The 25,192-nt window shown below is 61.8% G+C and carries 28 protein-coding genes; 15 read left to right on the top strand and 13 right to left on the bottom strand.

Features of this window, described 5'->3' with window-relative positions; all coding sequences use genetic code 11:
* Nucleotides 1–148: 148 nt before the first annotated feature.
* On the bottom strand, nucleotides 149–916 hold the full coding sequence (gene gloB / locus ACR0BA_RS07625; RefSeq protein ID WP_170357120.1) for a hydroxyacylglutathione hydrolase: 768 nt from the start codon (nucleotides 914–916) through the stop codon (nucleotides 149–151).
* Between the two features lie 61 nt (nucleotides 917–977).
* On the opposite strand from gloB, the gene ACR0BA_RS07620 reads away from it, so the two are divergent.
* The 7 genes from ACR0BA_RS07620 (at nucleotide 978) to ACR0BA_RS07590 (ending at nucleotide 7,346) form a co-directional block, all read left to right on the top strand.
* Nucleotides 978–1,712, top strand: coding sequence for a class I SAM-dependent methyltransferase (locus ACR0BA_RS07620; RefSeq protein ID WP_170339950.1), 735 nt, complete (start codon nucleotides 978–980; stop codon nucleotides 1,710–1,712).
* A gap of 312 nt (nucleotides 1,713–2,024) precedes the next feature.
* Nucleotides 2,025–2,585 carry a F0F1 ATP synthase subunit delta gene (locus ACR0BA_RS07615; protein ID WP_170357121.1) on the top strand — a complete coding sequence of 187 codons (561 nt, stop codon included), beginning with the start codon at nucleotides 2,025–2,027 and terminating at the stop codon, nucleotides 2,583–2,585.
* Entirely contained in the window at nucleotides 2,586–4,124 is a 1,539-nt protein-coding gene (gene atpA / locus ACR0BA_RS07610; RefSeq protein WP_170339951.1) for a F0F1 ATP synthase subunit alpha, read from the top strand.
* A gap of 12 nt (nucleotides 4,125–4,136) precedes the next feature.
* Nucleotides 4,137–5,012, top strand: a complete 876-nt coding sequence (locus ACR0BA_RS07605; RefSeq protein WP_480727174.1) for a F0F1 ATP synthase subunit gamma — start codon at nucleotides 4,137–4,139, stop codon at nucleotides 5,010–5,012.
* 20 nt (nucleotides 5,013–5,032) lie between these two features.
* Nucleotides 5,033–6,457, top strand: coding sequence for a F0F1 ATP synthase subunit beta (atpD, locus tag ACR0BA_RS07600; RefSeq protein ID WP_093964636.1), 1,425 nt, complete (start codon nucleotides 5,033–5,035; stop codon nucleotides 6,455–6,457).
* 12 nt (nucleotides 6,458–6,469) lie between these two features.
* A complete protein-coding gene (locus ACR0BA_RS07595) occupies nucleotides 6,470–6,880 on the top strand; it encodes a F0F1 ATP synthase subunit epsilon (RefSeq protein WP_149776434.1) in 411 nt (136 codons plus the stop codon).
* Nucleotides 6,881–6,995: 115 nt separating this feature from the next.
* Nucleotides 6,996–7,346 (top strand): H-type lectin domain-containing protein, encoded by a 351-nt coding sequence (locus ACR0BA_RS07590; RefSeq protein ID WP_093964638.1) that lies wholly within the window; start codon nucleotides 6,996–6,998, stop codon nucleotides 7,344–7,346.
* Nucleotides 7,347–7,378: 32 nt separating this feature from the next.
* Here ACR0BA_RS07590 and rpiB read toward each other — a convergent pair whose 3' ends face one another.
* Both rpiB and ACR0BA_RS07580 read right to left on the bottom strand, forming a co-directional pair.
* On the bottom strand, nucleotides 7,379–7,819 hold the full coding sequence (rpiB, locus tag ACR0BA_RS07585; protein WP_480727172.1) for a ribose 5-phosphate isomerase B: 441 nt from the start codon (nucleotides 7,817–7,819) through the stop codon (nucleotides 7,379–7,381).
* Between the two features lie 21 nt (nucleotides 7,820–7,840).
* Nucleotides 7,841–8,860 carry a ribose-phosphate pyrophosphokinase gene (locus tag ACR0BA_RS07580; RefSeq protein WP_093964640.1) on the bottom strand — a complete coding sequence of 340 codons (1,020 nt, stop codon included), beginning with the start codon at nucleotides 8,858–8,860 and terminating at the stop codon, nucleotides 7,841–7,843.
* A 107-nt stretch (nucleotides 8,861–8,967) separates the two neighbouring features.
* Here ACR0BA_RS07580 and ACR0BA_RS07575 point away from each other — a divergent pair, with 107 nt between their 5' ends.
* Both ACR0BA_RS07575 and ACR0BA_RS07570 read left to right on the top strand, forming a co-directional pair.
* Complete coding sequence (locus ACR0BA_RS07575) at nucleotides 8,968–9,570, top strand: 2-hydroxychromene-2-carboxylate isomerase (protein WP_170365425.1); 603 nt, start codon at nucleotides 8,968–8,970, stop codon at nucleotides 9,568–9,570.
* The gene (locus tag ACR0BA_RS07570; RefSeq protein ID WP_480727171.1) at nucleotides 9,567–10,379 is read left to right on the top strand and encodes an alpha/beta fold hydrolase; all 813 of its coding nucleotides are present in this window, start codon (nucleotides 9,567–9,569) and stop codon (nucleotides 10,377–10,379) included. Before ACR0BA_RS07575 ends, ACR0BA_RS07570 begins: the two co-directional genes overlap by 4 nt.
* Here ACR0BA_RS07570 and ACR0BA_RS07565 read toward each other — a convergent pair.
* The 8 genes from ACR0BA_RS07565 to ACR0BA_RS07530 all read right to left on the bottom strand — a co-directional run bounded on the left by ACR0BA_RS07565 (nucleotide 10,376) and on the right by ACR0BA_RS07530 (nucleotide 17,612).
* Nucleotides 10,376–11,410: a threonine aldolase family protein gene (locus tag ACR0BA_RS07565; RefSeq protein WP_480727169.1), complete on the bottom strand. Its 1,035-nt coding sequence runs from the start codon at nucleotides 11,408–11,410 to the stop codon at nucleotides 10,376–10,378. The genes ACR0BA_RS07570 and ACR0BA_RS07565 overlap by 4 nt on opposite strands.
* On the bottom strand, nucleotides 11,410–11,883 hold the full coding sequence (locus tag ACR0BA_RS07560) for a YcgN family cysteine cluster protein (protein ID WP_480721843.1): 474 nt from the start codon (nucleotides 11,881–11,883) through the stop codon (nucleotides 11,410–11,412). Before ACR0BA_RS07560 ends, ACR0BA_RS07565 begins: the two co-directional genes overlap by 1 nt.
* Nucleotides 11,880–12,812, bottom strand: a complete 933-nt coding sequence (locus ACR0BA_RS07555; RefSeq protein ID WP_480727168.1) for a bifunctional riboflavin kinase/FAD synthetase — start codon at nucleotides 12,810–12,812, stop codon at nucleotides 11,880–11,882. Before ACR0BA_RS07555 ends, ACR0BA_RS07560 begins: the two co-directional genes overlap by 4 nt.
* An 80-nt stretch (nucleotides 12,813–12,892) precedes the next feature.
* Nucleotides 12,893–13,336, bottom strand: a complete 444-nt coding sequence (locus ACR0BA_RS07550) for a MaoC family dehydratase (protein ID WP_093964645.1) — start codon at nucleotides 13,334–13,336, stop codon at nucleotides 12,893–12,895.
* 101 nt (nucleotides 13,337–13,437) lie between these two features.
* Nucleotides 13,438–14,313 (bottom strand): TIGR01459 family HAD-type hydrolase, encoded by an 876-nt coding sequence (locus tag ACR0BA_RS07545; protein WP_480727167.1) that lies wholly within the window; start codon nucleotides 14,311–14,313, stop codon nucleotides 13,438–13,440.
* A gap of 84 nt (nucleotides 14,314–14,397) precedes the next feature.
* Nucleotides 14,398–15,489: a DUF389 domain-containing protein gene (locus ACR0BA_RS07540; protein WP_480727165.1), complete on the bottom strand. Its 1,092-nt coding sequence runs from the start codon at nucleotides 15,487–15,489 to the stop codon at nucleotides 14,398–14,400.
* A 108-nt stretch (nucleotides 15,490–15,597) separates the two neighbouring features.
* Nucleotides 15,598–16,518 carry a manganese-dependent inorganic pyrophosphatase gene (locus ACR0BA_RS07535; protein ID WP_480727164.1) on the bottom strand — a complete coding sequence of 307 codons (921 nt, stop codon included), beginning with the start codon at nucleotides 16,516–16,518 and terminating at the stop codon, nucleotides 15,598–15,600.
* 110 nt (nucleotides 16,519–16,628) lie between these two features.
* Complete coding sequence (locus ACR0BA_RS07530) at nucleotides 16,629–17,612, bottom strand: TraB/GumN family protein (protein WP_480727163.1); 984 nt, start codon at nucleotides 17,610–17,612, stop codon at nucleotides 16,629–16,631.
* A 115-nt stretch (nucleotides 17,613–17,727) separates the two neighbouring features.
* On the opposite strand from ACR0BA_RS07530, the gene ACR0BA_RS07525 reads away from it, so the two are divergent.
* The 6 genes from ACR0BA_RS07525 (at nucleotide 17,728) to ACR0BA_RS07500 (ending at nucleotide 23,589) form a co-directional block, all read left to right on the top strand.
* Nucleotides 17,728–18,402 carry a DUF2161 domain-containing phosphodiesterase gene (locus ACR0BA_RS07525; RefSeq protein WP_480727161.1) on the top strand — a complete coding sequence of 225 codons (675 nt, stop codon included), beginning with the start codon at nucleotides 17,728–17,730 and terminating at the stop codon, nucleotides 18,400–18,402.
* Nucleotides 18,403–18,568: 166 nt separating this feature from the next.
* Nucleotides 18,569–18,856 (top strand): co-chaperone GroES, encoded by a 288-nt coding sequence (gene groES / locus ACR0BA_RS07520; RefSeq protein ID WP_093964650.1) that lies wholly within the window; start codon nucleotides 18,569–18,571, stop codon nucleotides 18,854–18,856.
* Between the two features lie 57 nt (nucleotides 18,857–18,913).
* A complete protein-coding gene (gene groL, locus ACR0BA_RS07515; RefSeq protein ID WP_170339978.1) occupies nucleotides 18,914–20,557 on the top strand; it encodes a chaperonin GroEL in 1,644 nt (547 codons plus the stop codon).
* Nucleotides 20,558–20,777: 220 nt separating this feature from the next.
* The gene (locus ACR0BA_RS07510; protein ID WP_480727159.1) at nucleotides 20,778–21,620 is read left to right on the top strand and encodes a DMT family transporter; all 843 of its coding nucleotides are present in this window, start codon (nucleotides 20,778–20,780) and stop codon (nucleotides 21,618–21,620) included.
* A 38-nt stretch (nucleotides 21,621–21,658) separates the two neighbouring features.
* Nucleotides 21,659–22,432 (top strand): alpha/beta fold hydrolase, encoded by a 774-nt coding sequence (locus ACR0BA_RS07505; protein ID WP_170340560.1) that lies wholly within the window; start codon nucleotides 21,659–21,661, stop codon nucleotides 22,430–22,432.
* A complete protein-coding gene (locus ACR0BA_RS07500; RefSeq protein WP_480727158.1) occupies nucleotides 22,429–23,589 on the top strand; it encodes an alpha-D-ribose 1-methylphosphonate 5-triphosphate diphosphatase in 1,161 nt (386 codons plus the stop codon). The genes ACR0BA_RS07505 and ACR0BA_RS07500 overlap by 4 nt, the downstream gene beginning before the upstream one ends.
* Here the strand turns inward: ACR0BA_RS07500 and ACR0BA_RS07495 are convergent.
* Nucleotides 23,586–24,653 carry a 5-(carboxyamino)imidazole ribonucleotide synthase gene (locus ACR0BA_RS07495; protein ID WP_480727156.1) on the bottom strand — a complete coding sequence of 356 codons (1,068 nt, stop codon included), beginning with the start codon at nucleotides 24,651–24,653 and terminating at the stop codon, nucleotides 23,586–23,588. The two genes, ACR0BA_RS07500 and ACR0BA_RS07495, sit on opposite strands and share 4 nt — an antisense overlap.
* Complete coding sequence (gene purE / locus ACR0BA_RS07490; protein ID WP_170367967.1) at nucleotides 24,646–25,134, bottom strand: 5-(carboxyamino)imidazole ribonucleotide mutase; 489 nt, start codon at nucleotides 25,132–25,134, stop codon at nucleotides 24,646–24,648. The genes ACR0BA_RS07495 and purE overlap by 8 nt, the downstream gene beginning before the upstream one ends.
* Between the last annotated feature and the right edge of the window lie 58 nt (nucleotides 25,135–25,192).

Raw genomic sequence — 25,192 nt, 5'->3', positions numbered from 1 at the left:
AAGGGGTTCGAGTATTGGCCGGATCCCCATCCCAACCATGACCTCATACTATTAGAGTTTGGTTGATCATGGCGCGGCTTCAAGGGTTTTCTTTCACTTGACAGTCACATTTAACGTGACCGTGGCCGTGAAGAAGTCCAATTAGGCATCAGAAGCGGTCTTTTCTACCCCGGATCTCGGCAAAAACGGCGACCGGGTCAGCCCCCACCATTCCAAGCTGTGCCTGAATCTTGGGATCAGTCGCGCGCAGGAACGGATTGGTCGCCTTTTCCACGCCCAGATTTGACGGCACGGTCGCGCGACCCTTTGCCCGTGCCTGATCGATCTCATGCACCCGTTGCTGCAGCGCTGTGTTGTAAGGATCGATGGTTACCGCAAATCGTGCGTTTGACTGGGTGTATTCGTGACCCGAGCAGACCGACGTCTCGTCGGGCAAAGCAGCGATTTTCGAAAGCGAGGTCCACATTTGCGCTGCGTCTCCTTCGAACAAGCGGCCGCATCCCAGCGCCATCAGGCTGTCGGCCGTGAACACCACCGCGCTTTTGGGCAAGTAATACGCCACATGTCCCACCGTGTGCCCCGAGACATCCAGAACCTCGACGGGTTCGCCCCCAATCTCGAACCGGTCACCGTCAGCCACCTGTTTGTCGAGGGGAGGAAGCCGGTGAACGTCGGCCGCCGCACCAATCACCTGTGCTGGGTGCTGCTCGAGGATGCCCGGCAAGCCGTCGACGTGATCCCAGTGGTGATGGGTCAGAAGGACATGGCTCAGGCGCCAGCCGCGTGCGGTCAATTCGGCCAGAATGGGTCCGGCCTCCGGAGCGTCGACCAGGGCTGTCTGTCCGCTTGCATGGTCATGTGCCAGAAAAGCATAGTTGTCGCTGAGACAGGGGATGGTGACGATCTCAAGAGGCATGGCCTTTTGCCCTTTCGTTGCTAGACTGCACTCAGCTAAGCCGATCGATCGGGTATCTGCAATGCATCTTGATGTGCAGGATCTTAGGAACTTCTACTACCGCAGCACGCTGGGGCGTGCGGCGCAGGCTGCCATTCGTGGCCGGCTGATCGAACTGTGGCCCGAGGCCAAGGGCCAGACGGTGGCCGGATTCGGCTTTGCGGTGCCTCTGTTGCGCCCTTATCTTGCGGACGCGCGGCGTGTCATCGGCCTGATGCCCGGACCGCAAGGGGTGATGCCTTGGCCCGCCGGTATGCAGAACGTGTCGGTGCTGACCGAGGAAACCCGGTGGCCGATCGAAACCGGTCATGTGGACAAGCTGGTGGTCATGCACGGGCTCGAGACCTCGGAACGACCCAGTCAACTGCTTGAAGAATGCTGGCGTGTTCTGGGGCCGGGAGGTCGGGCGGTGTTCGTCGTTCCCAATCGGGCCGGGCTTTGGTCCCGAACCGACCGAACGCCCTTTGGTTACGGACATCCGTATTCGGCAACCCAGTTGGAGAACCAGTTGCGCGCACATCATTTCGTGCCCGAGATGCACTGTTCCGCGCTTTACCTGCCGCCCTCGTTCCGGCGGTTCTGGCTGCGCTCGGGTGGGTTGATCGAAAAGACAGGGCAACGGATCCCGACCATCATGGCCGGTGGTGTTCTGATGGTCGAAGCCAGCAAGCTCGTGCGGCCACCAAGCGGCAGCGTGACCAAGGATGCTGAAAAACGCCCCATCAAAGCGTTGGACGGATTGCTGAAGCCGGCGTGAACTGGCGCGCATCCACAAGCGCGGGATTCCCGGAAACATGAGGGAAAAAGGCCACAGGAATCGCTAAAACAGGCAACTTGGTAACATTTTTCACGCCGGCGAATGGGTTCAAACCGTCGCAGTTTCCGTAACCAATTGAAAAGAAAGATTTTGTGGATAAAGCTGAGCCCGGCATAACATATTGCTAGGTGGCTTAGGCTCTGCTACATCCCCGGTGATTTTGATCCCCGCCCTTTCAGGACGGGGTTTCCTCACGCCCCCGGTTCAGCTGCCACACGCGAAATCGGGGCCTAAAATATCGGAAGGGTGGACGTGTCCGAACCAGCTTCGATTTCCACGGGCATAGCCAAACGCTATGCAACGGCGATCTTCGAGATCGCAAAAGAGAACAAGGACCTTGCAGGTCTGGAAACCGGCATCAATGACCTTTCGGCTGCATTGAGTGAAAGCGCGGACCTGCGCGAGGTGATCTCTTCGCCGCTGATCTCTCGGGCCGACCAGCAGGCGGCCATCACCGCCGTGGCCGACAAGATGGGGCTGCACCCGATCCTGCGCAACACGCTGGCTCTGATGGCGCAGAAGCGCCGTCTGTTCGTGCTGCCGCAGCTGATCAAGGTTCTGCGCGAAATGCTGGCTGACGAGCGCGGCGAAGTGACTGCCGAAGTTGCCTCGGCCAAGGCGCTGACCAAGACCCAGCTGGAGAAACTGTCCAAGACACTGTCCGAGCGCGTAGGCAAGGACGTGACCATCAATGCGACCGTCGATGAAAGCCTCATCGGTGGTCTTGTCGTCAAAGTGGGCTCGCAGATGATCGACAGTTCGATCCGCTCCAAGCTCAACTCCCTACAGAATGCAATGAAAGAGGTCGGATAAATGGGTATCCAAGCCGCAGAGATTTCTGCAATCCTGAAAGACCAGATCAAGAATTTTGGTCAAGAAGCAGAGGTGGCCGAAATCGGCCGCGTGCTGAGCGTCGGTGACGGTATTGCCCGTGTTTACGGCCTGGACAATGTGCAGGCGGGTGAGATGGTCGAGTTCCCCGGCGGCATCATGGGCATGGCGCTGAACCTCGAAGCCGACAACGTCGGTGTCGTGATCTTCGGCTCGGACCGTGACATCAAGGAAGGTGACACTGTCAAGCGCACCAACTCGATCGTGGACGTTCCGGTTGGTGACGAACTGTTGGGCCGCGTTGTTGACGGTCTGGGCAACCCGCTGGACGGCAAAGGCCCGATCAATGCCAAGCAGCGCGGCGTCGCAGACGTCAAGGCGCCGGGCATCATCCCGCGTAAGTCGGTGCATGAGCCGATGGCGACCGGCCTGAAGTCGGTTGACGCGATGATCCCGATCGGCCGTGGCCAGCGTGAGCTGATCATCGGCGACCGTCAGACCGGCAAGACCGCTGTGGCTCTGGACACCATCCTGAACCAGAAGGTCTACAACGAAGCCGCTGGCGACGATGAATCGAAGAAGCTGTACTGCGTCTACGTGGCCATCGGCCAGAAGCGTTCGACCGTTGCTCAGCTGGTGAAGAAACTGGAAGAATCCGGCGCCATCGAATACTCGATCGTCGTGGCCGCAACCGCGTCCGACCCGGCGCCGATGCAGTTCCTGGCACCTTATGCCGCAACCGCGATGGCTGAATACTTCCGTGACAACGGCCGCCACGCTCTGATCATCTATGATGACCTGTCCAAGCAGGCCGTCGCCTATCGTCAGATGTCGCTGCTGCTGCGCCGTCCGCCGGGCCGCGAAGCCTATCCGGGTGACGTTTTCTACCTGCACTCGCGCCTGCTGGAGCGTTCGGCCAAGCTGAACGAAGACTTCGGCGCCGGTTCGCTGACCGCTCTGCCGGTCATTGAAACCCAGGGCGGCGACGTGTCGGCCTTTATTCCGACCAACGTGATCTCGATCACCGACGGCCAGATCTTCCTGGAAACCGAGCTGTTCTATCAGGGCATCCGCCCCGCCGTGAACACCGGTCTGTCGGTTTCGCGCGTGGGTTCGTCGGCTCAGACCAACGCGATGAAGTCGGTTGCTGGTCCGGTGAAACTGGAACTGGCCCAGTACCGCGAAATGGCTGCATTTGCGCAGTTCGGTTCGGACCTCGACGCCGCAACCCAGCAGTTGCTGAACCGCGGTGCGCGTCTGACCGAGCTGATGAAGCAGCCGCAGTACTCGCCGCTGACCAATGCGGAAATCGTCTGCGTGATCTTCGCCGGTACCAACGGCTATCTCGACAAGATCGACGTTTCGGACGTTGGCCGCTACGAAGCGGGTCTGCTGGCGCATCTGCGCGGCAAGCATGCCGATCTGCTGCAGTGGATCACCGACGAAGATCCGAAGATCAAGGGCGAGGCTGCCGACAAGATCAAGGCTGCGCTGGACGAATACGCCGCAACCTTCGCTTAAGGAGACGCGGCGATGCCAAGTCTAAAGGACCTTAAAAACAGGATCGAGTCGGTCAAATCGACCCGCAAGATCACCAAGGCCATGCAGATGGTTGCGGCAGCAAAACTGCGCCGCGCCCAGGAATCTGCCGAAGCCTCGCGCCCCTATGCCGAACGGTTCAATGCCGTGATGGCGGGGCTGGCGGCGTCGGTCGGGGGCAGCGACAGCGCCCCCAAGCTGCTGCGCGGCACCGGCAGCGACGATGTCCACCTTCTGGTCGTCATGACGGCCGAGCGTGGGCTCTGCGGCGGCTTCAACTCGAACATTTCCAAGTTGGCTCGCGCCAAGGCGGATGAGCTGCGCGGCAAGGGCAAGACGGTCAAGATCCTGACCGTCGGCAAGAAAGGCCGCGACGCTCTCAAGCGTGAATATGGCGATATGTTCGTCGGTCACATCGACCTGAGCGAGGTCAAGCGCATCGGCTATGCCAACGCGCAGGACATCGCAAAGGACATCCTGTCGCGTTTCGACGCGGGCGAGTTCGACGTTGCAACGATCTTCTACGCGAAGTTCCAGAACGTCGTGACCCAGATCCCGACGGCCCAGCAGATCATCCCTGCCTCGTTCGAGGAGACCGAAGGGGACGACAGCGGCGCCGTGTTCGATTACGAGCCCAGCGAAGAGGCCATCCTGGCCGAATTGCTGCCCAAGGGGGTCGCCACGGCGATCTTCTCGGCTCTGCTTGAAAACGGGGCCTCGGAACAGGGTGCACGGATGTCCGCGATGGACAACGCGACGCGCAACGCGGGCGAGATGATCGACAAGCTGACGATCCAGTTCAACCGCTCACGTCAGGCCGTGATCACCAACGAGCTGATTGAAATCATTTCCGGCGCCGAAGCGCTGTAGAGACAAACCGGAGACGAAACATGGCGAATGCAAAAGGCAAAGTCACACAGATCATCGGGGCCGTCGTCGACGTGCACTTCGAAGATCAGTTGCCTGAAATTCTGAACGCACTTGAAACTGAAAACAACGGCAAGCGCCTGGTGCTGGAAGTTGCCCAGCACCTGGGTGAGAACACCGTCCGGACCATCGCGATGGACGCGACCGAAGGTCTGGTCCGTGGCGCGGACGTTGTCGACACCGGCGCACCGATCTCGGTTCCGGTTGGCAACGCCACCCTGGGCCGCATCCTGAACGTTGTCGGCGAGCCGATCGACGAAAAAGGCCCGGTCGAAGCGACGGAAACCCGTGCCATCCACCAGCCCGCGCCCGAGTTCGACGAACAGTCGACCGAGTCGGAAATTCTGGTCACCGGCATCAAGGTTGTCGACCTGCTGGCCCCCTACGCCAAAGGCGGTAAGATCGGCCTGTTCGGCGGTGCCGGCGTGGGCAAGACCGTTCTGATCATGGAACTGATCAACAACATCGCAAAAGTGCACTCGGGTTTCTCGGTGTTCGCGGGTGTTGGTGAACGGACCCGTGAAGGGAACGACCTGTACCACGAGATGATCGAATCGAACGTCATCAAGCCCGACAACCTGTCGGAAAGCCAGGTGGCCCTGGTCTACGGTCAGATGAACGAACCTCCGGGGGCGCGTGCCCGTGTTGCTCTGACCGGCCTGACCCTGGCCGAGCAGTTCCGCGACCAGTCCGGTACCGACGTTCTGTTCTTCGTCGACAACATCTTCCGCTTCACGCAGGCGGGCTCCGAGGTGTCGGCTCTGCTGGGTCGTATTCCTTCGGCGGTGGGCTACCAGCCGACGCTGGCCACCGACATGGGCGCCCTGCAGGAACGCATCACTTCGACCAAGAAGGGCTCGATCACCTCGGTGCAGGCGATCTACGTGCCTGCGGACGACCTGACCGACCCCGCGCCGGCAACCTCGTTCGCCCACCTGGACGCAACCACCGTTCTGAACCGTGCGATTTCGGAGAAGGGTATCTACCCGGCCGTGGACCCGCTCGACTCGACCTCGCGCCTGCTTGACCCCGCCATCGTCGGCGAGCGTCACTACAAGGTTGCGACCGACGTTCAGCAAATCCTCCAGCGCTACAAGTCGCTGCAGGACATCATTGCCATCCTCGGCATGGACGAACTGTCGGAAGAGGACAAGTTGACTGTGGCCCGCGCCCGCAAGATCGAGCGCTTCCTGTCGCAGCCGTTCGACGTGGCCGAAGTCTTCACCGGTTCGCCGGGTGTGCAGGTTCCGCTGGAAGTCACCATCGACTCGTTCGAGCGTGTCGTGGCCGGCGAATTCGACCACCTGCCCGAAGCGGCCTTCCTGATGGTTGGCGGCATCGACGAAGTGATCGCCAAAGCCGAGAAGATGGCCGCAGCAGCTGCCTAAGGAGTATCCCCGATGGCAAACACGATGCAATTCGACCTCGTCAGCCCGGAGCGGAGCCTTGCTTCGCTTCAGGCCAGCGCGGTCCAGATTCCCGGCGCGGACGGGGACATGACGGCGATGCCCGATCATGCCCCCACCATTACCACGCTGCGTCCGGGCATCCTGAAGGTCGAAGCGCCCGAAGGGTCCAGCGAATACCTGGTCACCGGCGGGTTTGCCCAGATCAACGGAGATGCCCTGTCGGTGCTGGCCGAAAAGGCCATCCCGGTTGACGAAGTGACCCGCACGCATCTGGACGAGCTGATTGCCGAGGCGCGCGCCTCGCACGAGGCCGCGAAGGAAAACGGCGAACAGACCATTGTCGACGAGGCAGCCAAGCTGCTGGCCGACATGGAAGCGCTGGGAACCCACATGAGCCTGTAACGGCTGATGCACTGTCAGAATTGGGAACGGCCCTGCTGCTGCGGGGCCGTTTTTTTGTCGTGATTTCGCCGAAAGGTCAGGATAAGTTGCGGAAATTCATAGGAATTGATGCGCAATGAAGAAATTCTTGACCCACCCGATCGGAATTGACCGAGGTGAAGAGGTTCTGTTCTCGGAATTCGCAGATGGCGGAGACATGTGGACGGGCGAGGGGCCGCGGGAACGACGCCGGCCCGTCACCTTCAGCCAACCCTTCCGGACCCCGCCCGTCGTGCAGATTGGAGTGTCCTTGTGGGATGTCGATACCTCATCGGCCTTGCGCGCCGAGCTGCTGTCCGAAAATGTTACAACCACGGGCTTTGATGCGGTGTTCCGGACGTGGTCGGACACCCGTATCGCCCGGATCCGTGTGGCATGGACCGCGATAGGGGAAGTTGCCCACGAGGACGACTGGGATATCTCCTGACCCGCCGTTCCCAGCGGGCGCTCCGTAATGATTTAGGGATCGATCATCGCCACGCGTTTCGCGTGCCGGCCGCCTTCGAATTCGGTGCTCAGAAAGGCATCGACAATATCCAGCGCCAATCCAGTGCCAACAACACGCGCGCCGATCGACAGCATGTTGGCGTCATTGTGCTGGCGGATCATGCGAGCAGAGAACGTATCCGAACAGACGCCGCAGCGGATGCCGGGAACCTTGTTTGCAGCCATCATGATACCTTGCCCCGTGCCGCACAGGACAATGCCCAATTGGCACTCGCCCGAGACGACGGCCTCGGCGGCGGCTTTGCCGTGCTTGGGGTAATCGGTGCTTTCGGGGCTGTCAGGGCCGAGATCCAGAACGTCCCAGCCTTGTGCCGCTGCAAAAGCGGCAACTTCCTTGCGCAGGTCGATGGCAGCGTGATCGCTGGAAAGAACCAGACGTTTGTTGGCGGTCATGGGAATGGCTTTCCGGTTTCTTCAGTCTGTGTGGTACAGGGATTCGTAGATCGGGATCAGGGTCTTGTCTTCGAACAGCGACGACACTGATGTGCCCTGCCAGATGTTCAGAATGGCCTGTGTGAAGATCGGGGCCGTCGGCACCGTGCGGATATTCTTGGCCTTCTTGATGTCTTCGGTCGGCATGATCGTGTCGGTCAAAACAAGCGATTTCATCACCGAGTTCGAGACGCGTTCAACAGCCGGGCCGCTCATGACGCCATGGGTGATGTACGAGTGAACCTCGCGTGCGCCGTTGTCTATCAGCACCTGCGCCGCCTTGCACAGCGTACCGGCCGTGTCGCATATGTCGTCGACGATCAGGCAGATCTTGTCCTTCACGTCGCCGATCACGGTCATCTCGGCCACTTCCCCGGCTTTTTCACGCCGTTTGTCGACGATCGACAGAGGAGCGCTGATCCGCTTGGCCAGCTCGCGGGCACGAGCCACACCGCCGACGTCCGGCGAAACCACCATCAGATCGTCCATCTGGTCGCGGAACTGGTCCTTGACGTCCAGCGCAAAGATCGGAGAGGCATACAGGTTGTCGACCGGCATGTCGAAAAACCCTTGGATCTGTGCCGCATGCAGGTCCATCGTCAGGATGCGTTCGATCCCGGCACCGGTCAGCATGTTGGCCACAAGCTTGGCGCTGATCGGGGTGCGCGCCTTGGTGCGGCGATCCTGGCGGGCATATCCGAAATAGGGGATAACCGCGGTGATCCGCGCCGCCGACGATCGGCGCAGCGCATCGGCGATGATCAGTAGCTCCATCAGGTTGTCATTGGCCGGGTTCGAGGTGGGCTGGATGATGAACATGTCCTCGCCCCGGACGTTCTCGAAAACCTCGACAAAGATCTCGCCATCGTTGAACCGTTCGACCCGCGCATCTACCAGACGCTGGTTGACGCCGCGGTGCAGGCTCATGCGGCGCGCGATGGTTTCGGCAAGCGGAAGGTTTGCGTTCCCAGCAATAAGCTTGGGTTCGTGATGTGTCGGCATCGGCTGAGGTCCCCGGGCAGCAGTGGCAATGTGACAGATTCGTGATGTTGACACCGCTTAGCATGGCCTTACGGTTCCGCAAAGGTAACTGGGTGGAGAAAGTGCACATGGCCGACATTGACTACTTTTTTGCGACACTGTCGCCCTATTCCTACCTCGCCGGGCTACGGCTGGAGGAGATCGCGGCCAAGCACGGCGCCACCATCGCCTACAAGCCGGTCGACATCATTGCGCTGTTCGGGCGCACCGGCGGCGTGCCCCCCAAGGACCGCCATCCGTCGCGCATCGAATACCGGGCGCAGGAACTGGTGCGTCAGGCCAAGAAGACGGGCCTGCCGTTCAACCTGCAACCTGCACATTGGCCGACCAACGCAGCGCCGTCCTCATACGCCATCATCGCGGCCATTCAGGATGGGTCGGGCGACGTGGGCAAACTGTGCCATTCTTTTCTGCGCGCCTGCTGGGCCGAGGACAAGGACATCGCGCAGGACGACGTGATCCGCGACTGTCTGGCCGGGGCGGGCTTTGATCCGGCGCTGGCCGACAGCGGACTGCTGGTCGGGGCCGAGACCTATGCGGCCAACCTCGAAGAGGCGGTGGACCGCGGCGTGTTCGGCGCGCCTTTCTACATCACGCAAGACGACCAAAGGTTCTGGGGGCAGGACCGGCTTGAGGATCTGGACGAGCATCTGGCCACGCTCAAAGCATGACCGTGGCCAAGGCCGTGCTGCCGCCCGTCCACGTTCGCACTCTTGGGGCGGGTGCCCGAAAGGTTCTAGCGCTGCATTGCACGATCGCGCATTCCGGTGCGTGGTCCGGTCTGGCCGTTGCCTTGGGCGATCAGGCAACGCTGATCGCACCCGACATGCTGTCGCACGGACGCAGTCCGGATTGGGGCGGGCAGGGGGATTTCTTCGACCTCACCACAGCCCTGTCGCGGGCGCAGCTGAGCGAACCGATGGACGTGATCGGGCATAGTTTCGGTGCGATGGTCGCCCTGCGGCTGGCCATCGAATACCCGGACCTTGTGCGCAGCGCCGTTCTAATCGAGCCGGTGTTCTTTGCGGTCGCCCACCAGGACGCGCCAGCGCTTGCGGCGCAGCACGCGGCCGAGTCCCAGCCCTACAAGGCTGCCCTCGCCGAAGGTGACGCGCCTCGGGCTGCCCGTCTGTTCAACCGCATGTGGGGCACGACCGACCGCAGCCCGCGCTGGCCGGACCTGCCGGAGCGGACCCGAAATGCGATGATCCGGGGCGTCGGCGTGGTCGGCGCGGTCGAGGGGCCGCTGTTCCGCGACACCACCGGCCTGTTGGCCCCGGCGGCCATGGGGCGGGCCGAAATGCCGATCCTGCTGCTGCATGGATCGGCCTCGCACCGGATCATGGCCGTGGTCAATGCCGGGCTGTGCACCCGCTTGCCCGATGCGCGGCAGGGCGTTGTCGAGGGGGCAGGGCACATGCTGCCCATCTCGCACCCGGACGAGACGGCCGCGCAGATCGACGCATTCTGGAGCGCCTAGAGCAGCGCCAGAAACCGGTCGATTTCCTCGGTCGGTGTCGACCAGTCGCAGACGAACCGGCAGGCCAGCATCTCGTCCTCGTCCGGGCCGTCCAGCGGGTCGCCCCACAGGTGATAGACGGCACCGGCCGCGTGCAGGCGCCTATGCAGGCTGCGGGGAAAGCTGGCAAAGATGATGTTGGCTTGGGGTTCATGCAGGAACTGCGCACCCGCAGCCCGCAGCCCATCGGCCAGACGCGCGCAATTGGCGTTGGCCTTACGGGCCGAGCGCAGCCACAGATCATCGCGCAGATAGGCCGCCATCTGGGCCGACAGATACCGGTGCTTGGAAAACAGATGCGCCCCGCGCTTGCGGCGCAACTCGAACTCCCAGGCCTTGCTTTCGTCGAAGAAGATCACCGCTTCGACCCCCATCAGCCCGTTCTTGGTGCCGCCAAAGCTGACCGCATCCACGCCCGCCTTCCACGTCATCTCGGCCGGGGAGCAGTTCAGCGCGACCAGCGCATTGGTGAACCGCGCGCCATCCATGTGGACGGGCAGGCCGAACGCCTTGGCGACCCCGCACAGGGCCTGCAGCTCGGCCAGCGAATAGACCGAGCCGCGCTCGGTCACCTGCGTGATCGACACTGGCCCGCGTTGTGGCCCATGCACGCCGCGTGTCTCTTCGGCGGCGATGGTGCGGCGCAGTGCATCCGGCTGCATCTTGTCGCCGCCCGGAACAAGCGTCAGCTTGGCACCGGTGTAGAATTCGGGCGCGTTGCACTCGTCCTCATGAATATGCGCGACGGGCGAGCAGAATACGGTCTCCCACGGCTGCGACAGGGTCGCCAGAGCCAGCGAGTTTGCCGCCGTTCCGGTCGCCACCAGATAGACCGCCGCCCCGGGCGCCTCAAAGATGGCGCGGATCCGGTCGCGCACCTCGTTCATCAGATCGTCGGCGCCATAGGCCATCTGATAGCCCTGATTGGCCTCGGCCAGCGCGGTCAGGACCTCGGGGTGGACGGGCCCGGAATTGTCAGAGGCGAAATGCATCAGGTTGGCTCCTCGATAATGTAGTCTTCCCACTCCTCCTCGGGGGTTTCGAATTCGGAAACGGTAAGTCCCTGAACCGAAACGCCTGCGGCGTGGACGCTGTCGGGCGACCCTGACAGCAACGGGTGCCAATCGTACAGGGGCTTGCCCTCCCACAACAGGCGGTAGGCGCAGGTCTGCGGCAACCAGTAGGCGTGTTCGTGTATGTTGTCCGGGCGCATGACGATGCATTCCGGTACGAACTGGTGGCGGATGTCATACTGGGTGCAGCGGCAGGTCGCGTCATCCAGCAGCCGGCAGGCGACACGGGTCAGGGCAACCTCGCCACTGTCCTCATCTTCAAGCTTGTTCAGGCAGCATTTGCCGCAGCCGTCGCACAGGGCTTCCCATTCGCGCGGGTTCATTTTTTGCAAGGGCTTGCGCTCCCAGAAACGCGGGGCTAGCCCGGCGCGGTCGATGGGATCCGTGCTCATGTCGCGGCCAGGAACTTGCGCGCGCGATCGCAGTCTTCGGTCATCTGGGCGATCAGAGCATCGAGGCCGTCAAAGGTCATCTCGGGGCGCAGAAATTCGACCAGGCCAACCGAGAGGGTCGCACCATAGAGATCGCCGGAGAAGTCGAACAGGAAGGTTTCGATATTCGGCACCTCGCCATGGAACATCGGCCGCACCCCGACCGAGGCCGCACCGTGATAGCTGCCGGCATGTGGGCCATCCAGCACGTCGACCAGAACCGCGTAGACGCCGAATTTTGGGGGGTGGATTCCTTCGATCGACATATTGGCCGTGGGAAAGCCCAATTCGCGGCCGCGCTGTTCGCCTCCGATCACCTCGCCTTCGATCCGGTGCCAGTGGCCCAGCATGGCCGCCGCGTCCCGCGGGCGGCCGTCGCTCAGGGCTTGCCGGATCGCGGTGGACGAGACCACGTGATCAGATTGCTGCATCAATGGGGCGATGGTGACACCGAACCCCATCTGCTGGCCGAACTGCACCATGTCCTGCGCGGTGCCGCTGCGACCTTTGCCGAAACAGAAATCTGCGCCGATCACCACATGGGCCAGACCCAAACCTTCGCAGATCACGTTGCGGGCGAACTCTTCGGGCGTCAGCCCGGCAAGCGCGGCGTTGAACGGCAGCTCGTAGAGTTTTTGCACACCCAGCTTCTCCAGCCGGTGCGCACGCGCATTGCCGCGCATCAGACGAAAGGGCGGGGCATCGGGGGTAAAATATTCGCGCGGGTGTGGCTCGAAGGTCAGAACGCCCAAGGGCGCATCGGGGCATGCCTTCCGGGCCAGATCGATCACCGACTGGTGGCCAATATGAACGCCATCGAAATTCCCGATCGCGGCGCTGGCGCCGCGGTCCTCTGGATCGACATACTTGTAGTCCCGGATGATCTGCATGTGGCTTGCCTAGCGGGACTATCCGCCGGGTTCAAGCGGCAGTTCCAGACCAGCGTCCAGCAGGGCGTCAAAAACTGCCGTCAGTCGAATTTCCGTGATGGAGCCAAAACCATCGCCTCGCCAACCAGAACCTTCTTGCCGTCTACTGCGCAATGGCAATCCAGCTTGACCCGGCGCTTGGCAAAGTCGATGTCGATGACCTTGACCTCGGCATAGACCATGTCACCGGGGCGGACCGGTGCAAGGAATTTGAGCGACTGGCCCATGTAGACGGTCCCATGGCCCGGAAGCTGCTCGCCGATCACGGCCGAGATCAGACCAGCTGTCAGCATCCCGTGGGCGATGCGCCCTTCGAAAATCGTATCGCGGGCATAGTCGTCATCCAGATGCACCGGATTCCGGTCGGTCGAGACCTGGGCAAACATCTCGATGTCTTCGTCCGTCACCACTTTGCGCAGGTAGCGGGTCATGCCCATTTCGATGTCTTCGATACAGATCGTTCCGCGTGGAAGATTGTCCAACATGTTGCCCTCACTATGCATCGGCCCGGCAACAAAAAATCACCAACGACCCAAGGTTGGCAACTTTATTACTTCGCAACTGCAGAAAATCAAGCGTTTTCTGCTTAGCGCAGGCGGCCGATCGTATAGGTTGGATTGATGTTTTCCTTGGAAATATAATCGCTTAAAGCGTCCGAATCCGGCTGGTGCGACGTTTTTGTTTCCGATGCGGCCAGACCGCCGCTGATGAACAGGGAATCAATTCCCTCTCCCATGCCGCCGGCTATGTCGGTATGCGGACCGTCGCCGATGGCCAGAATCTCGTCATCCGGCACGTCCGTTCCCAGCGCATGCAGGCGACGCCGGGCCAGATCATAAATGGGCGGGTGTGGTTTGCCGAAATACAGGCTCTCGCCGCCCATTTCGGAATAAAGCTTGGCCAGCGCACCGGCGCACCATTCCCGAACTTCGCCCCGATCGACCACGATATCGGGATTGGCGCACAACAGCTTCAGGCCTTTCTGCTTGGCATACAGGAAGTCCGGGCGGTTCACGGCCGGGTCGGCCATCGGGTCGAACGGGCCACAGCAGACGATCCCCTCGGCCTGGTCCAGCGGCACGCGTTCGATGTGGATCGGATGTTCCAGGATTTTCAGCGGCTCGAAGAAGCCGGCGTCGCGCTCCCACTCACCCATGAAATAGACTTTCTCGCCCACGGCCCCGCGGAACATGGCGGACCGGGCCGAGTCACCACTGGTCGCGATGGTGTCGTAGCAGTCCGCGGGGACGTTGAACTGTTTTAACTGCTCTGCAACCCCGGCACGCGGCTTCGGAGAGTTCGTCACCAACACCACTTTGCCGCCCCGGTCGCGATAGGCCTTCAACGCGGCAACAGCTTCGGGGTAGGCGGTGATGCCGTTGTGGACGCAGCCCCAAAGATCCACGAACAGCGCCTTGTAACGGTCGGAAATCTGGTCAAGCGCGGAGATGATCTGGGTCATGCGGGCCTCGGGCTGTTGAAACGGCGTTGCGCCACCTATGGCAAAGCTGGCCCCGCTTGACCAGAGGCAGCCGGGTGCTGGCCGTCATTCCTCGTCGCTCAACTTTTCGACATCCGGGGCCTGTTGCACGGTTTCGGTGCCAAGAATGACCTGCGCGCCGATGCGGGTCTGGTACCGGATGACGGCGAGATAGCCGGGGCCAAGTTCTTCCTGCAGAACGTCCACCAGTGACGTTTCCCGTAGGCTCTCGGGCAACAGCCCGGCAACGGACGAGACCTTGAATTGCGCCTCGGGCGGCAGATCTACGATCACCCAGACCTCGGCCCGTTTGCGCTTGGCATTCACGTCGATGCGGATGATCTCGACCGATACCGGGTCCGCCCAGTCGCGGATCGCTTGCGCAACCTCGGCCTCGGTACGGGTTTCCAGGTAACGGTTGTAGGTCGATTTTCCCAACTGGACCACGACGAGGGCCAGGAACGCCATGGTTATGACCACACCGGCAGTAAAGTTGAGCTTGCGCCGGCCCTTGCCGAATGCAACCGACCTTGCGGCATAGACGATATAGACCGCGCAGGCCGACAGAACGATCGCGCCAAGGTTGGTCGCGAACAAAAGACCCGCCTCGTAGGCGTCGGCGGGTTCCCCGAAATACAGCAGGATCCCGGACGCGGATAATGGCGGAACCAGAGACACGCCGATGGCGGCGCCGGGCAGCAGGCTCAGTTCGGCCTTGTTGATCTGAACGTATGCGCCGGCCACGCCGGCCGCGAGCGCCACGATCAGATCTTCGGTGCCCGGGTCGGTGCGGGCCAAGACCTGATCGGGGATCAGGATGCCGCGCGGGACATCGGCAAGATAAACCAGGATCCAGGCCATCATAACGCACAGAACCGCCGCAATGCAGACCGTCAGGGTCAGAACGAAAGCGCGTTTCAGCCAGCCCATGACCATCGCGGCCGCAATGCCCAGAATGGGTGTCATCAGCGGCGCGACCAGCATCGCGGCAATGACCACGGCGCCAGAGTTGCGCAGCAGTCCCATGGTTGCGATCATCACCGAAAGGGTCAGCAGCATGGCAAAGCGCCGCCAATAGGCAAGCCTGTCGCCGCCTTCGAACAGCAGAATGCTGCGTGTCGTGCTGTATTTCCGTGTGACCACCGTGTCCTGATCCACCCTGTCCCTGCGTCTAGCCTAGCAACGATTTGCCATCCGGCAAACCTTTCGACGCGCAAACAAAAAAGGCGCCCGGTGAGGGCGCCTTTCGCTGAACTGTGAGCGGGATCAGACCTTGAGGTTCGGAATGATCTGCTTCTTGCGGCTCATGATGCCCGGCAGAACAACCGTGTCGCCGGCCACCGAAGCGCCAAAGCTTTTCTCGGCAACCGATTTGACCAGGTCGTTCGGCACCAACAGGGTGGCCTCTTCGTTTAGGATGTCGACGACGAACAGCAGCACCTGGTCCACACTGTCTTCCTTGGCCACCTCGACCATCGACTGGGCCAAGCTATCCTTGCGGTCAAGCACCACGCCCGGCGCGGTGGTTTCCAGAACGGACACGCGGAACTTGGTACCGTCGACCTCGTATTCCTTGCTGTCCATGCGGATCAGTTCGGCGTCCGAGAAAGACGATACGTCCGATTTCGCGGCGAACATGTCGGCAGCATAGGCCGAAACATCCAGCCCCAGATCGGCGGCCAGCTTCTCGGCTACTTCGCGGTCATGCGCGGTGGTCGTGGGCGAGCGGAACTCCAGCGTGTCCGACAGGATGCAGGTCAGGGCCGCGCCCTTGACAGCCTCGGGCATCTTGGCGGCGTCGTCGCCCATCAGGTCGATCATGATGGTCGCCGTGCAGGCCAGCGGGCGCACGGTGATGTCGATCGGGCCTTTGGTCTCCAGCCCGCCGACCAGCTTGTGGTGGTCGATGATGGCGCGGATGTCGGCGTTGTTGATATTGGCCGGCAATTCGGCCGGGTTGTTTGTGTCAACGATGACGACGGGCGCATCGGTCTCGACATCCTCGATGATGCGCGGCTTGGGCAGGTCCCAGCGCTGCAGCATGAAGGCAGCTTCGGTGTTGGGTTCGCCCAGCAGGACGGCCTCGGCCTTTTCGCCTTTGACTTCGTTCAGATACCAGGCCCACAGGATCGGCGATCCGGTCGAGTCGGTGTCGGGAGATTTGTGGCCAAATACTTGGGTGGTCATGTCTGTTTCCTGCACATAAGGAGTTTGCGCGCCTTATAGGGTGGTCCATTGGCGTTGTCACCCGGCAGAAACAAGGCTGCGACGGTTGGTCTGACAGAAGCGCTGACCGCTCAGAACTGTGCGCGGCTCAGTTGATATCCGGCGCGTTCCAGCTGTTGCAGAAGTCCATGGTCTCCACCCAGATGACCGGCACCAACCGCGATCACCGCCGCCTGGTTTTCGATGGTCAGGATCGTTTCCATCCAGTTGTCGTTGCGTTGAACCAGAAGCTGGTCCTCGAATGCGGCCCATTCCTGTGCAAACACGTCAGGCGCCAGGCCCGAAGCCTCGCGCCCATATATCTTTGCGAATTGCAGGATTTCTGCGTGCTTCTCCTCGAAATATGCGGTGGCCATCGTCACCATGTGGTCATCGCCGGCGTCAAAGGCATCGACCATGCGCACCAAAGACTGCACCTGCTCTTCAAGCGTGTGGCTGTCGAAGATCGCGATCAGGTCGTCGATCTGTTCCAGAGAGTATTGCGGTTTGCCTTCAGCTTCGGCCAGTTCGGTCAGGCGCGCATCCATTCCCCGGTCTGCGTCTGGCACCTGGAGCATGCAGGGTGGCATACCCAGCATCATCGACAGGAACCAAGGGCGCAGTTTTGCGGCCATCCAACCGGGAATGCCGCGTGCCGAAAGCGCCTTGGAAATCACGGCCCAGTCCTCTTCGCTCATCAGATCGATCAGAGTTGGTCCCGAGTTGATCAGAACCGGGCTGAAATCCTTGGCCAGGTCTTGTTCGAAAGCGGACATGTCGGATTGGGTGATCTCGAAATAAAACGCGTCGGCCTCGCTCAACATCGGCGCCAACCGCTCGACCACCGGGCCCATTCGCGGATCGTTGACGTGCAATGTGCCAATCAGATGCAAAACGGTGTTGTCCTTCTGTGCAATCCAGTGATTGCCTTCGGGATATGCCATCTGACTGGTGGCCGCGTTCAATTCGGCCCGGGCCTCAGGCGTCATGTCTTGCCGCAAATCGCGCCCGTCACAGGCGGCATGGGCCACCATTGGATGCAGAGCAGCAAGCAGGGCAAAAAGAAACACGCGCATTGAGACCATTCCGATTGTGGCTGAAAGAACTTGGGAACAGATAGCCACGCCCGCCTACCGCGCGCAAGGCGTGTATCCGTATGGCGTTTTTCGGAAAAAACCATAGCATGGCGTCATGAACCGCGAACAGGATCTCTATCCTCCGATCAAGGCGCTATTGCAGCGGCAAGGGTACTCCGTGAAAGGAGAGGTGGGCGCCGCCGACATCGTGGCCGTCAAGCCCGGTTGTGATCCAGTGATCGTTGAATTGAAGCTGAGATTTTCGCTGGCCTTGTTCCACCAGGCCGTGACCCGGTTGAAGGTATCGGATCAGGTTTATGTGGCCGTCTGCAAGCCCACCGGCCGGTCGGCGCGCAGGGCGCTGCGGGACAACCTGTCCCTGTGTCGTCGGTTGGGGTTGGGTTTGATCACCGTTCGTGCGGATGGACAGGTCGAAGTCCATTGTGATCCCGGACCCTATGCGCCGCGAAAGAACAAGGCCAAAGCTGTTCGACTGTTGCGCGAGTTCGAGCGGTTGGAGGGGGATCCGAACTCGGGTGGGGCAACTCGGCACGGAATCGTCACTGCCTATCGGCAGGATGCCCTGAAATGTGCCGCGCATCTGGCCGAAAACGGGGCGACCAAAGGCGCCGAGGTCGCCAGTGCCACGGGCGTTGCGGCCGCGACGCGCCTCATGCGCGAAAACCATTATGGCTGGTTTGAAAAGGTGGCGAAGGGCGTCTATGAACTGTCGCCCTCCGGGACCGAGGGGCTGAAGCACTGGGCTTACAGCTGGGAAGACCCGACCTGACTTGGCCGGCCTCAGGTTGCGCGCGAAAAAAATTCCTCACCGATTGTTGACTCGCCGGAAATCACCCCCTAGCTATGCGTCGTTAGCACTCGACCAAGCTGAGTGCTAACACCCCGCAAGACTGCGGGGGGAGGAAAACAACCTTTGAGCCCAAGGAGCTGCAAAGATGGCATTGAAACCGCTTCATGACCGCGTGCTGGTTCGCCGTACCGAAAGCGAAGAGAAAACCGCAGGCGGCCTGATCATTCCCGACAGCGCAAAAGAAAAGCCCAGCGAAGGCGAAGTCGTTGCAACCGGCGAAGGCGCGCGGAAAGACAGCGGCGAGCTGATCGCGATGGCTGTGAAGCCCGGCGACAAGATCCTGTTCGGCAAATGGTCCGGCACCGAGGTCCACGTCGACGGCGAAGAGCTGCTGATGATGAAAGAAAGCGACATCATGGGGATCATCGAGTAACGCTCACGCGCTTGCTCTGATCTTCATTTCAAACACATTTCTCGAGGAGAAAAAGACATGTCTGCAAAGGACGTCAAGTTCGACACCGATGCCCGCAACCGCATGCTGAAGGGTGTGAACATCCTGGCGGATGCTGTGAAGGTGACCCTCGGCCCCAAAGGCCGCAACGTGGTTCTGGACAAATCCTTCGGCGCGCCGCGCATCACCAAAGATGGTGTTTCGGTCGCCAAGGAAATCGAACTGGAAGACAAGTTCGAGAACATGGGCGCGCAGATGGTGAAAGAAGTCGCCAGCCGCACCAATGACGAAGCCGGTGACGGCACCACCACCGCAACCGTTCTGGCTCAGGCCATCGTCAAGGAAGGCCTCAAGCAGGTTGCTGCCGGCCTGAACCCGATGGACCTGAAGCGCGGCATCGACATGGCAACCGCCAAAGTCGTCGAGGAAATCAAGAACGCTGCCCGCGAAGTCAAAGACAGCGACGAAGTTGCGCAGGTTGGTACCATCTCGGCCAACGGCGAAGCTGAAATCGGCCGCCAGATCGCAGACGCGATGCAGAAGGTTGGCAACGAAGGCGTCATCACCGTCGAAGAGAACAAAGGTCTGGAAACCGAGACCGACGTCGTCGAAGGTATGCAGTTCGACCGTGGCTACCTGTCGCCCTACTTCGTCACCAACGCTGACAAGATGGTCGCCGAGCTGGAAGACTGCATGATCCTGCTGCACGAGAAAAAACTCTCGTCGCTGCAGCCGATGGTTCCGCTGCTCGAGCAGGTGATCCAGTCGCAGAAACCGCTGCTGATCATCGCCGAGGACGTTGAAGGCGAAGCGCTGGCAACTCTGGTTGTCAACAAGCTGCGCGGTGGTCTGAAGATCGCTGCCGTCAAGGCTCCGGGCTTCGGCGATCGCCGCAAGGCAATGCTGCAGGACATCGCAATCCTGACCGGCGGTCAGGTCATCAGCGAAGACCTGGGCATGAAGCTGGAAAACGTCACCATGGACATGCTTGGCACCGCCAAGAAAGTGTCGATCACCAAGGACGAAACCACCATCGTCGACGGTGCTGGCGAGAAGGCCGAGATCGAAGCACGCGTTGCCCAGATCCGTACCCAGATCGAAGAAACCACCAGCGACTACGACCGTGAGAAGCTGCAAGAGCGCGTTGCCAAACTGGCAGGCGGTGTTGCTGTTATCCGCGTCGGTGGCATGACCGAAGTTGAAGTGAAAGAGCGCAAGGACCGTGTGGACGACGCTCTAAACGCAACGCGCGCCGCCGTTCAGGAAGGTGTCGTCGTGGGTGGCGGTGTTGCCCTGGTTCAGGCCGGCAAGGCTCTGGCCGATCTGAAAGGTGTCAACGCCGATCAGGACGCCGGTATCAACATCGTTCGCAAGGCCATCGAAGCGCCGCTGCGTCAGATTGCTGAAAACGCAGGTGTCGACGGTGCCGTCGTTGCCGGCAAGGTGCGCGAGTCCTCGGACACCGCCTTCGGCTTCAACGCTCAGACCGAAGAATATGGCGACATGTTCAAGTTCGGCGTGATCGACCCGGCCAAAGTGGTGCGTACCGCTCTGGAAGACGCAGCCTCGGTTGCAGGTCTGCTGATCACCACCGAAGCCATGGTTGCCGACAAGCCCGCCAAAGAAGGTGCAGGCGCCGGTGCTGGCATGCCCGACATGGGCGGCATGGGCGGCATGATGTAAGACGGCCGGGTTCGCGTCAGCGAATTCAGACAACCCGCAAGGGAAAGTCTTACCGAAAATTTCAGCGGGGTCGCCTTCGGGCGGCCCCGTTTTGGTTTATTTCAGTAATCTGCGGGGTTTCGGCCGGCGCTGCTTGCAATTCTGGGGATCGCCGCAACCGGTCACGCGGAAGCGCAGGAAAGCGGGTGTCCATTGTGTGCAGACACGATATTGGTTGGGCATGCAGCTGTTTCTTCTGACCGCCCTGACAATGTGTGCCTTTGCGGCCAATTCCATCCTGAACCGGTTGGCCGTGGAGAGCGGAGCCAGCGACCCGGCAAGTTTTGCCGTTGTTCGTGTGCTCTGTGGTGCGCTCGTTCTTTGCGCTTTGGTCGTGTCGCGGGGTGGCACCCTGCGGGTGTTCGACAGGCGCCGAGTGATCGGAGCAGGCTCCTTGTCGCTTTACATGGTCGGGTTCTCGGTGGCCTATCTGTCACTTGATGCGGGATTGGGCGCCTTGATCCTGTTTGCGGTGGTCCAGATCTCGATGTTTCTGGCCGGCGCCCTGACTGGGGCGATCCCGACTTTTCGACAGGTGGCTGGGGCAGCAATTGCAATGGTCGGATTGGCCTGGGTGCTGTGGCCAGGCGCTGAGGCGCGTGTGGACCCGACAGGGGCAGCCTTGATGGCCGCCGCAGGGGTCGGGTGGGCTGCGTATTCGATTGCTGGTCGGTCCGAGCCCGATGCGCTGGCGGGAACGGCCTCGAACTTTGTGGTGGCCCTGCCGGTGACCGCTGGCATTTTGATCGCCGGCGCTCCGGCGTGGAACTTGACCTGGGCGGGTTTGGGGCTGGCGGCCGTATCTGGCGGCGTAACCTCGGGGTTGGGGTACGCCCTGTGGTATCGCCTGCTGCCCCAGTTGGCGCCCGCGGTTGCAGCCGTAGTGCAGCTGAGCGTCCCGGTGATTGCGATCATTGCAGGTGTGGCGCTGCTCGGCGAGCAACTGAGCCTGCGGCTGATGGCAGGGGCAGGGTTGGTTGTGGGCGGTATTGCATTGGCAGTTATGCGCGTGAGGCGGCGCTAGGTCTTTCCTCTCTGAAGAATAGCGATTATCTGGCAGCCATGCGGATCCTGTTTTTCATATTGCTTTTCCTGATGCCGATCGCCGCGCAGGCAAAATGCGTTGTCCTGCTGCATGGGCTTGCCCGGACCGAAGCATCGTTTTCGGTCATGGAGCAGTTGTTCAAGGTGCACGGGTACACCGTTGTGCGGCCGGGTTATCGCTCGACGGATCTTCCGATTCCGGAACTGGCCGACCGGACCATACCCGAGGCGTTTGCGGCGTGCGGAGATGACACCGTCAACGTTGTCGCGCATTCGATGGGGGGTATCCTGTTGCGCTACTGGCTGCAGGATCACCATCCGCAGAATCTGGGCCGCGTCGTCATGCTTGGCCCGCCCAACCAAGGCAGCCAATTGGTCGATGAACTGGGCGATTGGGAAGTGTTCGGTCTGTTGAACGGCCCCGCCGGCCTGCAGCTGGGTACGGGTCCCGAAGGTATTCCGCGTCGCCTGCCGCCGGTGGATTTCGAACTTGGGGTGATCGCCGGAGAAAACTCCTTGAACCCGGTCTTTTCGTCGCTGGTTGATGGGCCGGATGACGGCAAAGTCGCTGTCGAAGAAACCAAAGTCCAGGGCATGACCGACCACATCGTGCTGCCGGTGACGCATACGTTCATGATGAACAACCCGCAGGTCATGGCGCAGGCTTTGCACTTCATCGAGTTCGGTGAGTTCGATCCCAACATAACCTGGCTGGACGGTGTGATGGACATCATTGATGAGATCTGCATCGGAGAGGACTGCGCCGAACCCGCCTCGGAACCCACGCGATGACCGCATTGGAGCTGACCTTTTCCGGGGCGCAGGTTCTGCACCCTGATCGCGGACTTGTCGGTAACGATCTCTCAATCGCGGACGGCTTGATCCAGGAGGGCAGCGGTGCGCCGGTCGTTGATCTGAGCGGCTATCTGATCCTGCCGGGCATCATCGACCTGCACGGGGACGGGTTCGAGCGTCACATCGCCCCGCGCCGGGGGGCCATGAAGCAGATGGACGAGGGCATCCGCGCCGCCGAGGCCGAACTGGCAGCCAATGGCATCACCACCGCCGTGCTGGCGCAGTTCTACAGCTGGGAGGGCGGCGTACGCGGCCCAGAGTTCGCCGCCGACGTGTTCCGCGCGATCGCGGCGGTGAAGGGCAGCGTGGTCACCGACCTGATCCCGCAGTTGCGGTTCGAAACCCACCTGCTGGATGACTATGCCGACCTGCCGGGGCGCATCGCCGACTGGCAGGTGCCCTATGTCGTGTTCAACGATCATCTGCCCCATGACCGTCTGGCGCAGGGGCGTACCCCGCCGCGTTTGACCGGGCAGGCGCTCAAGGCTGGTCGCAGCCCCGAGGCGCATCTGAAGATGCTGCAGGACATGCACGCCCGCACCTCCGAGGTGCCAACTGCGCTTGATACGCTATGCGCGGCGCTGGCCCAAAAAGGCGTGCGTCTGGGCAGCCATGATGACGCCACTACAGAGGCCCGTTCCCACTGGCGCGCGCGCGGCGTGGATATCGCCGAATTTCCCGAAACGCTCGAGGCGGCCGAGGCTGCCAAGTCCGCGGGGGATCACGTCATTCTGGGCTCGCCCAACGTGGTGCGGGGCGGATCGCACAAGGGCAATGTTAGCGCGCTGGATCTGATCGCCATGGGGCTGTGCGACGCGTTGGCATCGGACTACCACTATCCCAGCCCGCGCAGGGCGGCGCTGATGCTGATGAAATCGGGGCTGATGGATCTGGCGGGCGCGTGGGCGCTGGTGTCGTCGGGGCCCGCGCGGGTGCTTGGCCTTGAGGACCGCGGGTCGCTGCACCCCGGCAAACGCGCCGATCTGGTCATTCTGGACGCTGAAACGCAGCGCGTGGCGGCCACCATCGCCGGCGGCCGGGTCAGTTTCCTGTCGGGGGATGTTGCCGGGCGGTTCGTCGCCGCGGCGCGCTAGCGTTTGATCCGGTTGAAATGGCCCATTTTGCGGCCCGGCTTGACCTCGGCCTTGCCGTACAGGTGCAGGGCCACGTCGCGCTGTTGCGCAAGCTCGGGCACGCGGTCCATGTCGTCGCCGATCAGGTTCTCCATCACCACATCCGCGTGACGCTGCCCGTCGCCCAGAGGCCAGCCGGCTACGGCGCGGATATGCTGCTCGAACTGATCGACTGCACAGCCGTTCTGCGTCCAGTGGCCCGAGTTGTGAACGCGCGGCGCGATCTCGTTCACGATCAGGCCCTGCGGCGTCACGAACAGTTCGACCCCCATGACGCCGACATAGTCCAGCGCATTCAGGATATTCGCGGCCAGCAGCACCGCGTCGGTCCGCAGGGCAGGGGACAGGCGCGCGGGCACCGTGGTCGTGTGCAGGATGCCGTCGCGATGCACGTTCTCGCCGGGGTCGAAGCAGGCCACCTGGCCGTCCAGCCCGCGGGCGGCGATGATGGACACCTCGTGGCTGAAATTGACGAAACCTTCCAGGATCGCGGGTGCGCCTTGCATGTCGGCCAGCGCGGCCCGGGCGTCCTCGGGCGACTGCAGCCGTGCCTGCCCTTTGCCGTCATAGCCGAAGCGGCGGGTCTTGAGGATCGCCGGCGTGCCGATCCTTTCGATGGCGGCCTGCAGGCTGTCCAGGTCGGTCACATCGGCAAAGGGGGCGGTGTTCAGGCCCAGGCCTTGCAGGAATGTCTTTTCGGTCAGCCGGTCCTGACTGACCCGCAGCGCCTCGCGTCCGGGGCGGATGGGACGGTGCGATTCCAGAATGTCCAGCGCCTCGGTCGGGATGTTTTCGAACTCGTAGGTGATGACGTCGACGGATTGCGCAAAAGCGGCCAGCGCCTCGGCATCCTCATAAGGTGCGGTGGTCACGCGATGCGCCACCTGGCCCGCGGGCGGGTTGGCGCCCGGCTCGAAGATATGGGTCACGAAGCCCAGCCGCGCCGCAGCCATCGACAGCATCCGCCCCAGCTGGCCGCCGCCCAGAATTCCGATCACTGCGCCGGGCTGCAAGGGGTTACTCATCGCGGGGCTCCTCGGGGATCGAGTCCGACAGCGCCGCGCGCCAAACGTCCAGCCGGTCGGCCAGGGCTGAGTCTTGCAGGGCCAGAATAGCAGCGGCCATCAGGCCGGCATTGGCGCCGCCGGCCGATCCGATGGCCATGGTCGCAACCGGGAAACCCTTGGGCATCTGCACGATGGAATAGAGCGAGTCGACACCGGACAGCGCCCGCGTCTGAACTGGAACGCCGATCACCGGCACCCGCGTCTTGGACGCCATCATCCCCGGCAGATGTGCGGCACCGCCAGCGCCGGCGATGATTACCTGAAGCCCGCGCTGCACGGCGGTCTTGCCGTACTCCCACAAACGATCCGGCGTGCGGTGGGCCGAGACGATCTTGGTCTCGTAGGCCACGCCCAGTTCGTCCAGTATCTCTGCAGCGCCTTTCATGGTGGGCCAGTCCGACTGGCTGCCCATGATGATTCCGACCTTGATCTCGCTCATCCGCCCTGTTCCCCGCCTGCGTTAGGAAGCGCGCACTATAGTGAAATCCGCTTGCGTG

The sequence above is a fragment of the Ruegeria sp. CI5 genome, from assembly GCF_056536885.1.
The sequence above is the reverse complement of the archived record's forward strand: the minus strand, read 5'-3'. Positions and strand labels throughout refer to the sequence as shown.

What these genes read in the sequence shown, in the direction of transcription:
- ACR0BA_RS07545 (WP_480727167.1), bottom strand. Translation starts at nt 14,313, where the DNA reads ATGACCCAGATCATCTCCGCGCTTGACCAGATTTCCGACCGTTACAAG.
- ACR0BA_RS07525 (WP_480727161.1), top strand. Translation starts at nt 17,728, where the DNA reads ATGAACCGCGAACAGGATCTCTATCCTCCGATCAAGGCGCTATTGCAG.
- ACR0BA_RS07530 (WP_480727163.1), bottom strand. Translation starts at nt 17,612, where the DNA reads ATGCGCGTGTTTCTTTTTGCCCTGCTTGCTGCTCTGCATCCAATGGTG.
- groES (WP_093964650.1), top strand. Translation starts at nt 18,569, where the DNA reads ATGGCATTGAAACCGCTTCATGACCGCGTGCTGGTTCGCCGTACCGAA.
- ACR0BA_RS07505 (WP_170340560.1), top strand. Translation starts at nt 21,659, where the DNA reads ATGCGGATCCTGTTTTTCATATTGCTTTTCCTGATGCCGATCGCCGCG.
- ACR0BA_RS07535 (WP_480727164.1), bottom strand. Translation starts at nt 16,518, where the DNA reads ATGACCACCCAAGTATTTGGCCACAAATCTCCCGACACCGACTCGACC.
- ACR0BA_RS07550 (WP_093964645.1), bottom strand. Translation starts at nt 13,336, where the DNA reads ATGTTGGACAATCTTCCACGCGGAACGATCTGTATCGAAGACATCGAA.
- ACR0BA_RS07510 (WP_480727159.1), top strand. Translation starts at nt 20,778, where the DNA reads ATGCAGCTGTTTCTTCTGACCGCCCTGACAATGTGTGCCTTTGCGGCC.
- ACR0BA_RS07620 (WP_170339950.1), top strand. Translation starts at nt 978, where the DNA reads ATGCATCTTGATGTGCAGGATCTTAGGAACTTCTACTACCGCAGCACG.
- ACR0BA_RS07575 (WP_170365425.1), top strand. Translation starts at nt 8,968, where the DNA reads ATGGCCGACATTGACTACTTTTTTGCGACACTGTCGCCCTATTCCTAC.
- ACR0BA_RS07595 (WP_149776434.1), top strand. Translation starts at nt 6,470, where the DNA reads ATGGCAAACACGATGCAATTCGACCTCGTCAGCCCGGAGCGGAGCCTT.
- purE (WP_170367967.1), bottom strand. Translation starts at nt 25,134, where the DNA reads ATGAGCGAGATCAAGGTCGGAATCATCATGGGCAGCCAGTCGGACTGG.
- groL (WP_170339978.1), top strand. Translation starts at nt 18,914, where the DNA reads ATGTCTGCAAAGGACGTCAAGTTCGACACCGATGCCCGCAACCGCATG.
- ACR0BA_RS07570 (WP_480727171.1), top strand. Translation starts at nt 9,567, where the DNA reads ATGACCGTGGCCAAGGCCGTGCTGCCGCCCGTCCACGTTCGCACTCTT.
- ACR0BA_RS07500 (WP_480727158.1), top strand. Translation starts at nt 22,429, where the DNA reads ATGACCGCATTGGAGCTGACCTTTTCCGGGGCGCAGGTTCTGCACCCT.
- ACR0BA_RS07590 (WP_093964638.1), top strand. Translation starts at nt 6,996, where the DNA reads ATGAAGAAATTCTTGACCCACCCGATCGGAATTGACCGAGGTGAAGAG.
- ACR0BA_RS07495 (WP_480727156.1), bottom strand. Translation starts at nt 24,653, where the DNA reads ATGAGTAACCCCTTGCAGCCCGGCGCAGTGATCGGAATTCTGGGCGGC.
- gloB (WP_170357120.1), bottom strand. Translation starts at nt 916, where the DNA reads ATGCCTCTTGAGATCGTCACCATCCCCTGTCTCAGCGACAACTATGCT.
- ACR0BA_RS07565 (WP_480727169.1), bottom strand. Translation starts at nt 11,410, where the DNA reads ATGCATTTCGCCTCTGACAATTCCGGGCCCGTCCACCCCGAGGTCCTG.
- atpA (WP_170339951.1), top strand. Translation starts at nt 2,586, where the DNA reads ATGGGTATCCAAGCCGCAGAGATTTCTGCAATCCTGAAAGACCAGATC.
- ACR0BA_RS07605 (WP_480727174.1), top strand. Translation starts at nt 4,137, where the DNA reads ATGCCAAGTCTAAAGGACCTTAAAAACAGGATCGAGTCGGTCAAATCG.
- ACR0BA_RS07580 (WP_093964640.1), bottom strand. Translation starts at nt 8,860, where the DNA reads ATGCCGACACATCACGAACCCAAGCTTATTGCTGGGAACGCAAACCTT.
- ACR0BA_RS07555 (WP_480727168.1), bottom strand. Translation starts at nt 12,812, where the DNA reads ATGCAGATCATCCGGGACTACAAGTATGTCGATCCAGAGGACCGCGGC.
- atpD (WP_093964636.1), top strand. Translation starts at nt 5,033, where the DNA reads ATGGCGAATGCAAAAGGCAAAGTCACACAGATCATCGGGGCCGTCGTC.
- ACR0BA_RS07560 (WP_480721843.1), bottom strand. Translation starts at nt 11,883, where the DNA reads ATGAGCACGGATCCCATCGACCGCGCCGGGCTAGCCCCGCGTTTCTGG.
- rpiB (WP_480727172.1), bottom strand. Translation starts at nt 7,819, where the DNA reads ATGACCGCCAACAAACGTCTGGTTCTTTCCAGCGATCACGCTGCCATC.